Origin of the sequence: Bradyrhizobium hereditatis, from assembly GCF_020329435.1 — a bacterium.
In the GTDB taxonomy this organism is placed as follows: Bacteria; Pseudomonadota; Alphaproteobacteria; order Rhizobiales; family Xanthobacteraceae; genus Bradyrhizobium; species Bradyrhizobium hereditatis.
Window position 1 is genome coordinate 46943 of record NZ_JAGKJK010000016.1, and the last position, 12340, is coordinate 59282.

Annotated in this window: 15 protein-coding genes; 10 read left to right on the forward strand and 5 right to left on the reverse strand. The window is 62.7% G+C overall.

The annotated features are described in order from the left end of the window. Together J6524_RS29820 and cynS are read left to right on the forward strand one after the other, a co-directional pair. Complete coding sequence (locus tag J6524_RS29820) at positions 1-912, forward strand: ABC transporter ATP-binding protein (RefSeq protein WP_225677337.1); 912 nt, start codon at positions 1-3, stop codon at positions 910-912. A gap of 25 nt (positions 913-937) precedes the next feature. Then, entirely contained in the window at positions 938-1426 is a 489-nt protein-coding gene (gene cynS / locus J6524_RS29825) for a cyanase (RefSeq protein ID WP_225677339.1), read from the forward strand. Positions 1427-1567: 141 nt separating this feature from the next. Here cynS and J6524_RS29830 read toward each other — a convergent pair whose 3' ends face one another. Then, entirely contained in the window at positions 1568-2380 is an 813-nt protein-coding gene (locus J6524_RS29830; protein WP_225677340.1) for an isocitrate lyase/PEP mutase family protein, read from the reverse strand. 110 nt (positions 2381-2490) lie between these two features. On the opposite strand from J6524_RS29830, the gene J6524_RS29835 reads away from it, so the two are divergent. Further along, complete coding sequence (locus tag J6524_RS29835; RefSeq protein ID WP_225677342.1) at positions 2491-3399, forward strand: LysR family transcriptional regulator; 909 nt, start codon at positions 2491-2493, stop codon at positions 3397-3399. A 123-nt stretch (positions 3400-3522) separates the two neighbouring features. Here the strand turns inward: J6524_RS29835 and J6524_RS29840 are convergent, their stop codons facing one another. Then, the gene (locus J6524_RS29840; protein ID WP_225677345.1) at positions 3523-3846 is read right to left on the reverse strand and encodes a DUF1476 domain-containing protein; all 324 of its coding nucleotides are present in this window, start codon (positions 3844-3846) and stop codon (positions 3523-3525) included. A gap of 319 nt (positions 3847-4165) precedes the next feature. Between J6524_RS29840 and purC the strand changes: the two genes are divergently transcribed. Genes purC through J6524_RS29865 form a run of 5 tightly spaced genes read left to right on the forward strand, consistent with a single transcriptional unit; the run spans position 4166 to position 7037 of the window. After that, a complete protein-coding gene (gene purC, locus J6524_RS29845) occupies positions 4166-4933 on the forward strand; it encodes a phosphoribosylaminoimidazolesuccinocarboxamide synthase (protein ID WP_008974302.1) in 768 nt (255 codons plus the stop codon). Positions 4934-4954: 21 nt separating this feature from the next. Then, a complete protein-coding gene (purS, locus tag J6524_RS29850) occupies positions 4955-5197 on the forward strand; it encodes a phosphoribosylformylglycinamidine synthase subunit PurS (protein ID WP_225677347.1) in 243 nt (80 codons plus the stop codon). A 3-nt stretch (positions 5198-5200) separates the two neighbouring features. After that, the gene (locus tag J6524_RS29855) at positions 5201-5380 is read left to right on the forward strand and encodes a hypothetical protein (RefSeq protein WP_225677349.1); all 180 of its coding nucleotides are present in this window, start codon (positions 5201-5203) and stop codon (positions 5378-5380) included. Then, on the forward strand, positions 5377-6078 hold the full coding sequence (gene purQ / locus J6524_RS29860) for a phosphoribosylformylglycinamidine synthase subunit PurQ (RefSeq protein ID WP_225677351.1): 702 nt from the start codon (positions 5377-5379) through the stop codon (positions 6076-6078). The genes J6524_RS29855 and purQ overlap by 4 nt, the downstream gene beginning before the upstream one ends. Then, the gene (locus J6524_RS29865) at positions 6075-7037 is read left to right on the forward strand and encodes a tripartite tricarboxylate transporter substrate-binding protein (RefSeq protein WP_225677354.1); all 963 of its coding nucleotides are present in this window, start codon (positions 6075-6077) and stop codon (positions 7035-7037) included. The genes purQ and J6524_RS29865 overlap by 4 nt, the downstream gene beginning before the upstream one ends. 49 nt (positions 7038-7086) lie before the next feature. Here the strand turns inward: J6524_RS29865 and J6524_RS29870 are convergent, their stop codons facing one another. Then, positions 7087-7413 (reverse strand): hypothetical protein, encoded by a 327-nt coding sequence (locus J6524_RS29870; RefSeq protein WP_225677356.1) that lies wholly within the window; start codon positions 7411-7413, stop codon positions 7087-7089. 261 nt (positions 7414-7674) lie between these two features. On the opposite strand from J6524_RS29870, the gene J6524_RS29875 reads away from it, so the two are divergent. After that, positions 7675-8412: a tetratricopeptide repeat protein gene (locus J6524_RS29875; protein WP_225677358.1), complete on the forward strand. Its 738-nt coding sequence runs from the start codon at positions 7675-7677 to the stop codon at positions 8410-8412. 16 nt (positions 8413-8428) lie between these two features. On the opposite strand, the gene J6524_RS29880 is transcribed toward J6524_RS29875, so the two are convergent. Both J6524_RS29880 and J6524_RS29885 read right to left on the reverse strand, forming a co-directional pair. Next, positions 8429-9373: a DMT family transporter gene (locus tag J6524_RS29880; protein ID WP_225677360.1), complete on the reverse strand. Its 945-nt coding sequence runs from the start codon at positions 9371-9373 to the stop codon at positions 8429-8431. Further along, the gene (locus J6524_RS29885; RefSeq protein WP_225677362.1) at positions 9363-9851 is read right to left on the reverse strand and encodes a PaaI family thioesterase; all 489 of its coding nucleotides are present in this window, start codon (positions 9849-9851) and stop codon (positions 9363-9365) included. The genes J6524_RS29880 and J6524_RS29885 overlap by 11 nt, the downstream gene beginning before the upstream one ends. A gap of 162 nt (positions 9852-10013) precedes the next feature. On the opposite strand from J6524_RS29885, the gene purL reads away from it, so the two are divergent. Next, on the forward strand, positions 10014-12221 hold the full coding sequence (gene purL / locus J6524_RS29890; RefSeq protein WP_225677364.1) for a phosphoribosylformylglycinamidine synthase subunit PurL: 2208 nt from the start codon (positions 10014-10016) through the stop codon (positions 12219-12221). Positions 12222-12340: the final 119 nt, after the last annotated feature.

Below are 12340 nucleotides of genomic sequence, written 5' to 3' on the forward strand. Positions count from 1 at the left end.
ATGACCGACAAGTTCATTTCCATCGAAGGCATCGCCCGCCGTTATCCCGGCGCTGATGGCAAAGAGACCACGGTGTTCGAGGGCCTGTGGCTCGCGATGAATCGCGGCGAGTTCGGCTGCGTGATCGGCCATTCCGGCTGCGGCAAGACGACGGTGCTGAACATTCTGGCTGGTCTCGACGAGCCGAGCGAAGGCGCCGTGATCGTCGACGGGCAGGCGATTGAGGGCACGAGCCTCGACCGCGCCGTGATCTTCCAGAGCCATGCGCTGCTGCCGTGGCGCACGGTGCTCGGCAACGTCGCCTATGCCGTGACATCGAAATGGCGCGACTGGGATCGCGCCAGGGTGAAAGCCCATGCGCAGAAATTCATCGATCTCGTCGGGCTGACCGGCTCCGAGCACAAGCGCCCGTCGGAATTGTCCGGCGGCATGAAGCAGCGCGTCGGCATTGCACGCGCGCTTTCGATCACGCCGAAGATCATGCTGATGGACGAGCCGTTCTCGGCGCTGGATGCGTTGACCCGCGGCACGCTGCAGGACGAGGTGCGCCGCATTTGCCTGGAGACCGGGCAGACCGCGTTCATGATCACGCATGACGTCGATGAAGCGATCTATCTCGCCGACAAGATCTTTCTGATGACCAATGGCCCCGGCGCCGTGCTCGCCGAGATCGTCGAAAACCCGCTGCCGAAGGATCGCGGCCGCATCGATCTGCACCGTCATCCGCTCTACTACGCGCTGCGCAATCACATCGTCGATTTCCTGGTCAGCCGCAGCAAGACGTTCGCCGCCACCGTCACTGACCACGATCCGCGCAACGTGCCGGTCGTGCGGCCGGGTTTAGGTGAGCCGACCGTCGTTCCACCTCCCAAGGCCGTCGATACTGGTCCGGCCCAGACGATCGCCTGTTAGATTCTATTCTCAAGGAGACACCATCATGAAGCGATCCGACCTCACCGAAAAGCTGCTCGACATCAAGCGCGAGAAGGGCTGGAGCTGGAAATACATCTGCGAAAAGATCGGCGGCTATTCGGAAGTGCTGATCGTCGGCGCCATTCTCGGCCAGATGAAATTGACAAAACCGCAAGCTGCCAATGCGGGCGAATTATTCGGGCTGTCGAAAGCGGAAATCGCGATGCTGAACGAGGTGCCGATGCGCGGCACCGGCACGCCGATGCCGCCGACCGATCCCCTGATCTACCGCTTCTACGAAATGGTGATGGTCAATGGTCCGGCGTGGAAGGCGCTGATAGAAGAGGAATTCGGCGACGGCATCATGTCGGCGATCGATTTCGACATGGCGATCGACCGCGTCGCCAATCCGAAGGGCGACCGGGTGAAGATCACGATGTCCGGCAAATTCCTTCCGTACAAATATTACGGCGCCAGCGGCAACGTGCCGGAGTATGGGTTCAAGGAAGAGTGACTGTCCATCCGCCGTCATTGCGAGGAGCGACTTGTCCGCCGTAGCTCGAAGAGCGAAGGCGGAAGCGACGAAGCAATCCATCTTTCCCCGTGCTGAGGAATGGATTGCTTCGCTGCGCTCGCAATGACGGGGAGGGACCTGTCACCCGAACGCCTTCCGAACTTCCGCGATCGGCGCCATGTCGCGGACATAAGTGAACGCACCACGCTCCTTCATCTCCCGAGCGCATTTCAGGAACGCCGCCAGCGCGTAGCGTTCCATTGCGCCGCCGACGCTGATGCGTTTGACGCCGGCTTCCGAGAGTTGATCGACGGTCAGCGTTGGATCGGCAAAGCCCATCACGTGGTTGAACGGTTTGCCGACCGAGGACACCACGGTGCGGATCGTGTCGATGTCATAGAGACCGGGCGAATACAGGACGTCGGCACCGGCGGCCTCGAACGCCTGCAGCCGCTTGATGGTGTCGTCGAGATCCTTGCGGCCATGCAGAAAGTTCTCCGCGCGCGCAGTCAGCGTGAACGGGAATGGCAATGCGCGTGCCGCCTCGACCGCTGCCTGCACGCGCTCGACGGCGAGATAGAAGTCGTAGATCGGCTTGTCCCGATCGCCGGTGAAATCCTCGATCGAGCCGCCTACGGCGCCCGCTTCGGCCGCGCGCGTGATCGCTTTGGCCGCAGTCTTCGGATCGTCGGCACCGCAATTCTCCAGATCGGCGCTGACGGGGAGATCAGTGGCTTCCGAAATCGCCCGGCAGTTCTCGATGATGGCGTCCAGGCTGACGGTGACGCTGCCGAGCGTGTTGGCAAGGCCAAGACTTGTGGTCGCGAGCGCCTCAAAGCCCATCGCGGCGAGAAGCTTGGCGGTGCCGGCGTCCCAGGGGTTGGGGATGATGAACGCACCATGCCGCGCATGCAGCGCGCGGAATGCTTCGGCTTTTTCCGTCTGACTTCGCATCTTGTGCTCCGCTGGTTTGATTTGCTGGCGGCGAAACTAGCGGAGCTATCACCCATCAGCCAAATTTGTTATTTCTCTGCATATCATCAGCTTTTTGCATGAGCCTGAACATGGACAGCGATGCGCTTCTCACCTTCCTGACCATTCATCGCCGCGGCGGCATTTCGAATGCGGCGAAGACGCTGCACCGTTCGCAGCCAGCGATTTCTCGGCGCATTGCTCTGCTTGAGCAGGAGCTCGGCGTGCCGCTATTCGAACGGATCACCGGCCGCACCATGCTGAGTGATGCAGGGCGGGTGCTGGTGCCTTATGCCGAGCGTGCGGTGGCGGCGACGCAGGATGCGGAGAATGCGGTACGCGCGCTGGCGCGGCCGAATTCGGGTCCGATTGCGCTCGCCGTGGTCGGCACGCTTGCCGGCGGGCGGCTGTCGGCGATCCTGAAGCGCTTTGCGGCCGAGCATCCCGAGGTCGAATTGAGCCTGCGCACCGCGACCAGCGCTGAGGTCAGTGACATGATCCGCCGCGGGGAAGCGACCATCGGGTTGCGCTACGAGCGCGATCGCTCGCGCGATCTCGACTGCGAATTGCTGTTTGCCGAACGGCTGCAGGTGGTGTGTGCGCTGGACCATCCGCGCGCCGGCCGCCGCGTCGCCAAGCTCGCCGAGTTGCGCAGCGAGCGCTGGATCGCATTTCCCGTGGTGCCGGGCAGGCGTGAGATCACGGCGTCACACGTGTTTGCGCTGTTCCAGACCCACGGCCTCGGCGAAATCGACTGGACGCCGGTCGATAGCCTGACCGCGCAGAAGCGCCTCGTTGAAGCCGGCCTCGGCGTCGCGCTGCTCTCGGAAAGCAATGCGGCCGAAGAGCTGCGACACAAGACGATCGCGACCATCAGCGTCAGCGATCTCAAGGCGAGCCATGACGTCGTCGCGGTCACGCGCCACGGCGGATTTTTGAGCGCGGCGGCCAGGCGGCTATTGGAGATCGTTCGAAAGGAATATCGGGAGACGCAGTCGTAGAGATACGGATGGGCATTCCCGCCGTCATTGCGAGCGGAGCGAAGCAATCCATGCCGCCGCAAGCGGAGGAATGGATTGCTTCGTCGCTTCGCTCCTCGCAATGACGGAGGATAGAGTATGGCCCTACGAGCCCGCCTTCACCTGGGCGGCGGCCTGAATCATCAGTTCGTCCATCTTGACGCGAACTTCTTGCGCGGTGATGGCGACGCCCTTGGCGGTAAGATCCTTCACCACTTTGTCCTGGACGTCCTTGTCGCCGGCTTGCTCGAAATCGGCCGCGACCACTTCCTTGGAATAGGCGGTGGCGGCATCGCCCGACAGCCCGAGCTTCTCCGCTGCCCAAAGACCGAGCAGCTTGTTGCGGCGAACCTCAGCCTTGAACTTCTGCTCTTCGTCGAGGGCGAATTTCTTCTCAAAACCTTCCTCGCGCTTGTCGAAAGTGGTCATTCTTCGGTTCCAATCCCCGTAAACGGTAAATAAGGCCGCGTTGTCGCGGCCCGATGGACTACCTAGATAGAGGGGGCGAATCGGTAAAACAACGGTCCGTTAAGCCGCAGGTAACCGGGATAAGTTGGCCTCAATCGGGCCGGGTCGATTGTGCTGGATGGGCCAATCGGATAGGTTGCCTGGAGGCTAGGTTCTTGTTCTGTTTCCGGTCGCTTAAGTTCGGGATCTTGCCTTCACGGCAGCTCCGTCGTGGTCTCAAACCCCTTGTCATCCGGAGCACACCAATTTCATGGATTTCAACAAAACACGGTACATCCCAATGAGCCGTCGACGCCGTATCTATGAAGGCAAGGCCAAGGTCCTGTATGAAGGCCCAGAGCCGGGAACCCTGATTCAGCACTTCAAGGATGATGCGACCGCGTTTAATGCCAAGAAACACCAGGTGATCGAGGGCAAGGGCGTCCTCAACAACCGGATTTCGGAATACCTGTTCCAGCACCTCAACGACATCGGGGTGCCGACCCATTTTATCCGTCGCCTCAACATGCGCGAACAGTTGATTCGCGAGGTCGAGATCGTTCCGCTGGAAGTCGTGGTGCGAAACGTCGCGGCCGGCTCGCTGTCGCAGCGCCTCGGCATCGAGGAGGGCACGCAGCTGCCGCGCTCGATCATCGAGTTTTATTACAAGAACGACCAGCTCAACGACCCCATGGTGTCGGAAGAGCACATCACCGCGTTCGGCTGGGCGACGCCGCAGGAAATCGACGACATCATGGCGCTTGCCATCCGCGTCAACGACTTCCTCACCGGGCTGTTCCTGGGCATCGGCATCCGCCTGGTCGATTTCAAGATGGAATGCGGACGGCTGTTCGAGAACGAGATGATGCGGATCATCGTCGCCGACGAGATCTCGCCCGACTCGTGCCGGCTGTGGGACATCAAGTCGAACGAGAAGCTCGACAAGGACCGTTTCCGCCGTGACCTCGGCGGCTTGCTTGAAGCCTATACCGAGGTGGCGAAGCGTCTGGGCATTCTGATGGAGAACGAGCGTCCGGCCGGTTCCGGTCCGGTGCTGGTGAAGAGCTAAAGAAGAACTGGGGCAAGTCTCGTGAAGGCACGCGTAACCGTTACGTTGAAATCGGGCATTCTCGACCCGCAGGGCAAGGCCATCGAAGGCGCGCTGAAATCGCTCGGCGTCGATGGCGTCGCCAGCGTGCGCCAGGGCAAGGTGTTCGACATCGAACTGGCAGGCTCGGATAAGGCCAAAGCAGAAGCGGTACTGAAGGATGCCGCCGACAAGCTGTTGGCTAATACGGTGATTGAGAATTACAGGGTCGAACTGCTGGGCTAGGGGATGAGCGAGATATCCATTCAGCAGGTTCGCGCGCTTGCTTTGGATGTCTTGCATTCTGTTGATCGACTTGCAAATTCCGTCGATGAACTCCTGCTCGAAATGCGCGCAACTAATCGCGTAGCTTCGGAGACCGAACGGTTTTGCGAGATGGCGCGACAATTGAAGGCCGTATCGGAATGAAATCAGCCGTTCTCGTCTTTCCCGGAATCAACCGCGAACATGACATGGCGCGGGCGCTCAAACTCGTCTCCGGCCAGGAGGCGGCGATGGTCTGGCATGCCGAGACCGAGCTGCCCAAGGGGACCGATCTCGTCGTCGTGCCGGGCGGGTTTTCGTACGGCGATTACCTGCGCTGCGGCGCCATTGCGGCGCGGGCGCCTATCATGGACGCGGTGCGCAAATATGCCGACGGTGGCGGGCTCGTGCTCGGCGTCTGCAACGGGTTTCAGATCCTGTGCGAAGCCGGCCTGTTGCCCGGCGTCTTGATGCGTAATTCGAAGCTGAAGTTCATCTGCAAGGATGTCCATCTGCGGGTGGAGCGCTCCGATAGCCCGTTCACGCGCGGCTATAATGCCGGCCAGGTCATCCGCGTGCCGGTCGCGCATGGCGAGGGCAATTACGAGGCCGATGAAGAGACGGTGAAGCGGCTGGAAGGAGAGGGGCGCGTGCTCTACCGCTACTGTTCGGCCGAGGGTATCGTCGACGAGGAATCCAACATCAACGGCGCGGCGCAGTCGATCGCCGGCATCGTCAACGAGCGCGGCAATGTGCTCGGCATGATGCCGCACCCCGAGAACCACGTCGAAGACATCATGGGCTGCACCGATGGTCGCGGCCTGTTTGCAGGCCTTGCCGCGCATCTGGACAAAGCGGCGTGAAATTTCTTAAGGCGTGGCTGGCGGTCGCTATTGCGGCATTGTTCGCCGGCGCCGCCCATGCGCAGGACTATCCCAAGCGCCCCGTCACCATGATCGTGCCGTTCGCGGCCGGCGGCACCTCTGACGTGATCGCGCGCGTGGTTGCCGAGGAGATGAGCAAGTCGCTCGGGCAGCCGATCGTGATCGAGAATGTCGCGGGTGCCGGCGGCTCGACCGCGCTGACACGCGCTGCGCGCGCCGACGCTGACGGCTACACCATCGCGATCGGCAATGCCGGTACCAACGCCGCGACCTACACGATCTATCCAAAACTGCCGTTCACGCCGCAATCCTTCGTGCCGATCGCGATCGTCGCAAAAACTTTCGGCATCATCGCGTTGCGCAAGGATTTTCCGGCCAAGGACCTGCAGGACTTCATCGCCTATGCGAAGAAGAATCCCGGCAAGGTCAATCTCGGCCATGCCGGCGTCGGCTCCTCGAACTACCTGATCTGTAAAAGCTTCGTGCAGGCTGCCGGCATCGACGTTCAGCTCGTCGGCTATCGCGGCGCGGCTCCGGCGCTGACGGATGCGATCGGCGGCCAGATCGACGGGGTCTGCGACTCCGCCGCCTCGGTCTCACAGGCGATCGACGACAAATTGGTGAAAGGCCTAGTCGTCGGCTCGACCGTGCGGCTTTCAACCTTGCCCAATCTGCCGACCTCGGCAGAGGCCGGTCTTCCCGATTTCGAGGCGCAGGGCTGGAACGGCCTGTTCGCACCAAAGGGCACGCCGCCCGCGGTCATCGCGAAATTGAACGCGGCCGCCAAGGCGGCCGTCGAGAGCGAGGCGGTGAAGAAGCGTTTTCACGATCTCTCCACGGTTGGGCCTGATGCCAGCGAGCACGCCAGCGAGGTGCTCGGGCAACTCGTGACGCGCGACGTCGAGAAATACAGGAAGCTCCTGGAAGAGAAGAAGTAACGCTGCGCAGCCATATGAACGAAAAAGCCCCGCACTGCGGGGCTTTTTGTCATCTGCCGGTCGGGGAAGAGCCGGGACCCGTCGGCCCGAGCGTTGAACCGCTGGGCGAGGGGTTGATGTGAGTGTTCCCCGATGGATTTGCTGCACTGTTTCGGCCGGCTGCGGCGCTTCCGGCATCGTTGCTCATGCCGGTGGTGCCCGCTCCACTTCCGGCGGTCGTTCCGCTGGTGGAGGGTCCGGTTGCCCCACCTGCAGCCGTACCACCTGCGCCGCCCGTACCCGAACTTCCGCCCGCGCCGCTGCCACCGGCCTGCGCCAGGGCGAAAGTGCTGGTGAACACCAGCGCCGTCGCCAGTCCGAATGTTGCGAGTTTCATGATTGCTCCTGTTATGGTTCGCGTAACGGCGCAACACGAGCGGCTTGCATGCGTTCCTGTCGATCAATCACAGATCGTTGCTGTTCCCTGGAAGAATTCCACGCTCGAAACCAGGCGCTGCAAGCCGTGGAAAGGGCGGAAAACGGCCATCGCCATCCGATACGTTTCACATTTATGACGCAACTGAAGATTGTCCGATTGAACTTGCCGCGCTATCAACGCCACTAAGAACCGTCCACCCGGTTTACCTTGGAATGCACCATGCCCGTTGCTCTCGTCGTTTTGCTGCTCGACATAACCCTGATCTGGCATGCGTCGAGGACCGGACGCCTGCAGCCCTGGGCCTTCATCATCCTGATGATCCCGCTGGTTGGCGCGCTCGCCTACATCGTCGTGGAATTGATCCCGGAATGGTTTGGTAGTCCGAGCGCGCAGCAGGCGCGCAAGCGGATGGCCAAGAGGCTCGACCCGGAGAAGCACTGTCGTGCGCTGTGCGATCGGCTCGCCGGCAGCGATTCTATCGCCAACCGCGCGACGCTGGCGGCCGAATGCCTGAAGATCGGGCGGTTCGACGAAGCCGAGCGGCACTACGATCACGTCCTGCAGCTACCGATGGGTAAGGAGCCGGCCTACGCGCTGGGCAAAGCGCAGGCCCAATTCGGTCTCACGCGTCCGGCGGATGCGCTCGCGACACTGGATGATCTGAAGAAGCACTGGCCGGATTTTGAATCAGCCGAAGGCCATCTACTCTATGCCCGGTGCCTGGCGGAGGTCGGACGCGTCGACGAGGCGCTCGAGGAATACCACGCGCTATCAGCCTATTTTCCTGGCGCCGAGGCGAAGGTTCGCTACGGCATGCTGCTGCACATGGTGGGACGCACCGCCGAGGCGCGGGTGGTCTTGAACGAATTGCTGCTGCAGATGCGACGGGCGCCGAAATATCTGCGCGATGCGCAGGCCGAGTGGCTGGCGATCGCTGAAAAGCAATTGACGGCGTGAACCGTCGCCGCGGCGCTCATCCATCCTTTGGCTTTCCGCGCAACCGGCGAAGCCAGCTTCGAAACCTATCGCCCGGTATCGTCATCGCAGCGACGCCGGCCATCACGAGCACGAGGCCAAGCGCGAGGTTTGCGGGTACGGACTCGCCGAGCAACAGCACCGAGAGGCCGACGCCGATCGGGATGCGCAGATAGCCTTGCGCGTTGGTGGTGAGCGTGCCGAGCCGGGTCAGGCACATGTAGAACAACATCAAGCCGAAGGCGCTGGAGAAGATGCCCATCGCGACTGTGGCGACCAGCGCCTCGGCCGTCGGCCGCAAGGTCCAGGGATGGTCGACGACCATCGCCAGCGGCAGCAGGACCAGCCCGCCGAACAAGAGCGAGCCGGCAGCGACCACCATCGGATCGTATTCGGTCAGCCGCAGCCCGTAGATCGTGGCAAAAGCAAACGAGATGGTGGCGAGCAGGATGACGATCTCGGCCAGGATGTTGCTGTCGAGCGTCGAGAGCGCATCGAGGCCGATGATCGCGGCCGTGCCGGCTAGTCCCAGAATGGCGCCGACGAGCTTGAGCAGCGTGGCCGGCTCATGCCGCGTAATGCCCCAGGTGATGAGAAAGGCAAAGATCGGCGTCGTCGAGGCCAGCACCACGGTATTCGACGCCGGCACATATTGCTGTGCCCAGGTAATGAGCAGGAATGGGATCGTCGAATTGATGGTCTGCTGCTGGGCGAACAGCTTCCAGGCTTTGACGTCGGTCGGGATGCGCAGGCCGCGAGCGCGCAGGATCACGAACAGGAAAGCCGCCGCGACCAGCGAGCGTGCCGAAATAAAGGTGATCGGCGGGATCGAGCCGAGCCCAATTTTGGTTAGCGGATAGGTCGAGCTCCAGCAGCACGCCAGCGCGAGGAGCAGCAGATAATCGCGCCAGCCGCGGCGGACCTGTGGCGCGTCAGGTGGCAACGGCGGCCGTGCCTGCAGGCTTCTTCCACTTCACGCGCTTGATCGTCCCTGAGAAGGTGAACAGCGACCGCTCGCCCGATTTCAAGACGCCGCGCAGGAAGATCAGCGAGCCGCCGGCGCGGGTGATTTCACCCTCGCATTCGATCAGTTCGCCCTCGCGCGCCGCGTCGAGAAACTCGCAGGCGAACGACACCGTCACGCCCGGTCCCTCCAGCACAGAGGAGGCGATCGCAAACAGGCAGTAATCGGCGAACGACATGAAGCAGCCGCCATGTACGTTACGTTGGCCGTTGAGGTGTTTTTTCTCGACCCGGAACGCGCACCGCACCTTGCCGTTCTCGTCCATGCGGTGCCAGAACGGGCCGTTATGGGTCTCAAAACTGTCGCGGGTCCAGGTCCGCCAGCCCTTGAATTCGCCCTCGGTTTCGACATGCAGGTCAGGGCGGCGGTGGAATGCGTTTTGTGGGAGCTCGTTCACTAAAAATGGCCTTCAATTGGATGTTTCCGCTCTTAAATCCGATCCGGGAAGGATGTGCAAACGCCGATCCCGAGAATCGCCCCTTCGCAAAGCTCTGGACAGGCCGGAAATGCGCCATAAAAGGCCTTTTCGCCCCCAGTCGATCTCCCTATTAAGGCAGCCATGAACGAGCCCCAGATTACCCCCGAACTCGTCGCCAGCCATGGTCTCAAGCCCGACGAGTATGAGCGCATCCTCAAGCTGATCGGGCGGGTGCCGACGTTCACCGAGCTCGGGATTTTCTCGGCGATGTGGAACGAGCACTGCTCGTACAAGTCCTCGCGCATCCATCTGCGGGGGCTGCCGACCAAGGCGCCCTGGGTGATCCAGGGGCCGGGCGAGAACGCCGGCGTGATTGATATCGGCGACGGGCAGGCGGTGGTCTTCAAGATGGAGAGCCATAACCACCCGAGCTACATCGAGCCCTATCAGGGCGCGACGACGGGCGTCGGCGGCATCCTGCGCGACGTCTTCACGATGGGCGCGCGCCCCATTGCCTGCCTGAACGCGCTCTCCTTCGGCGCGCCGGAACACCCGAAAACGCGCCATCTGGTGTCAGGCGTGGTCGCCGGTATCGGCGGCTATGGCAATTCCTTCGGCGTGCCGACGGTCGGCGGCCAGGTGCGTTTCCACACCCGCTATGACGGCAACATCCTGGTCAACGCGATGGCGGTCGGCCTCGCCGAGGCCGACAAGATCTTCTACGCGGCGGCCTCCGGCGTGAACATGCCGATCGTCTATTTGGGCTCCAAGACCGGCCGCGACGGCATCCACGGCGCCTCGATGGCGTCGGCCGAGTTCGACGAAAATTCCGAGGAGAAGCGCCCGACCGTGCAGGTCGGCGATCCCTTCGCCGAAAAGCTGCTGCTCGAAGCCTGCCTCGAGATCATGGAAAAGGGCTGCGTCATCGCGATCCAGGACATGGGCGCGGCGGGCCTGACCTGCTCGGCGGTCGAGATGGGCGCCAAGGGCGATCTCGGCGTCGATCTCATTCTCGACAATGTGCCGACGCGCGAGACCGGCATGAGCGCCTACGAGATGATGCTCTCGGAAAGCCAGGAGCGCATGCTCATGGTGCTCAAGCCCGAGAAGGAGAAAGAGGCCGAGGCGATCTTCACGAAGTGGGGGCTCGATTTCGCCATCGTCGGCTACACCACGCCGAGCAAGCGCTTCGTGGTCAAGCATGGCGGTGCCGTGATGGCCGATCTGCCGATCAAGGAGCTAGGCGACGAGGCGCCGGTCTACGACCGGCCGCATGTCGCCTCTCAGCCGCTGCCCGTGGTGCACGCGCGCGACGTGGAGCCGCCGATCGCGATCATGCCGGCGCTAGAAAAGCTGATCGGAACGCCCGAATTATGCTCGAAGCGCTGGGTGTGGGAACAGTACGACCACGTCATTCTCGGCAATACCGTGCAGCGCCCCGGCGGCGATGCCGCGGTGGTGCGCGTCGAGGATGGGCCGAAGGGGCTCGCGCTCACCGTCGATGTGACGCCGCGCTATTGCGAGGCCGATCCGTTCGAAGGCGGTAAGCAGGCTGTCGCCGAGGCCTGGCGCAACATCACGGCGGTCGGCGGCCGGCCGCTTGCGATCACCGACAATCTGAATTTCGGCAATCCGGAGCGGCCTGAGATCATGGGCCAGTTCGTCGGCTGCCTGAAGGGTATCGGCGAAGCCTGCCGCGCGCTCGACTTCCCGGTCGTCTCCGGGAACGTCTCGCTCTACAACGAAACCAACGGCCGCGGCATTCTGCCGACACCCTCCATCGGCGGCGTCGGCGTGCTCGACGATTTCACGAAGTCGGCGACGCTCGCATTCAAGGCTGCGGGCGAGGCGATCCTCCTGATCGGCGACACTCACGGTTGGCTCGGACAGTCCGTCTACCTGCGCGACATCTGCGGCCGCGAAGAGGGGGCGCCGCCGCCGGTCGATCTTGCCGCCGAAAAGCGCAACGGCGATGTCGTGCGCGGCATGATCCACGCCGGCACGGCAACCGCGGTTCATGACGTCTCCGACGGCGGCCTGCTGATCGCGCTCGCCGAGATGGCGATCGCGAGCGGGATCGGCGCGCAGCTATTGGCAGCGCCTGCAGCGATCGTGCCGCATGCCTATTGGTTCGGCGAGGATCAGGCCCGCTACATCGTGACCGTGCCGGCGGCGGATGCCGGCCTCGTGCTCGCCAAGATGAACGGCGCGAGCGTGCCGTGCGCGCGCATCGGCACCACCGGCGGCGACGCGCTCGCGGTGGAGGGCGAGGGGCAGGTGGCGGTGAATACGCTTAAGACGGCGTTCGAGCACTGGCTGCCGGCGTATATGAGCGGCAAGGCGGCGTAGCGACGCTCTCTCCATCTCGGGAGATGCGTTCCCTCTCCCCTTACGGGAGAGGGTTAGGGAGAGGGGTAGCCACGCGCACCACCGTTGCCGCTTAACCCTCTCCCCAGCCCTCCCCCGCA

What these genes read in the sequence shown, in the direction of transcription:
- J6524_RS29870 (WP_225677356.1), bottom strand. Translation starts at nt 7,413, where the DNA reads ATGAAACTCGCAACATTCGGACTGGCGACGGCGCTGGTGTTCACCAGC.
- J6524_RS29830 (WP_225677340.1), bottom strand. Translation starts at nt 2,380, where the DNA reads ATGCGAAGTCAGACGGAAAAAGCCGAAGCATTCCGCGCGCTGCATGCG.
- J6524_RS29855 (WP_225677349.1), top strand. Translation starts at nt 5,201, where the DNA reads ATGAGCGAGATATCCATTCAGCAGGTTCGCGCGCTTGCTTTGGATGTC.
- purC (WP_008974302.1), top strand. Translation starts at nt 4,166, where the DNA reads ATGAGCCGTCGACGCCGTATCTATGAAGGCAAGGCCAAGGTCCTGTAT.
- cynS (WP_225677339.1), top strand. Translation starts at nt 938, where the DNA reads ATGAAGCGATCCGACCTCACCGAAAAGCTGCTCGACATCAAGCGCGAG.
- J6524_RS29820 (WP_225677337.1), top strand. Translation starts at nt 1, where the DNA reads ATGACCGACAAGTTCATTTCCATCGAAGGCATCGCCCGCCGTTATCCC.
- J6524_RS29840 (WP_225677345.1), bottom strand. Translation starts at nt 3,846, where the DNA reads ATGACCACTTTCGACAAGCGCGAGGAAGGTTTTGAGAAGAAATTCGCC.
- purL (WP_225677364.1), top strand. Translation starts at nt 10,014, where the DNA reads ATGAACGAGCCCCAGATTACCCCCGAACTCGTCGCCAGCCATGGTCTC.
- purQ (WP_225677351.1), top strand. Translation starts at nt 5,377, where the DNA reads ATGAAATCAGCCGTTCTCGTCTTTCCCGGAATCAACCGCGAACATGAC.
- J6524_RS29875 (WP_225677358.1), top strand. Translation starts at nt 7,675, where the DNA reads ATGCCCGTTGCTCTCGTCGTTTTGCTGCTCGACATAACCCTGATCTGG.
- J6524_RS29835 (WP_225677342.1), top strand. Translation starts at nt 2,491, where the DNA reads ATGGACAGCGATGCGCTTCTCACCTTCCTGACCATTCATCGCCGCGGC.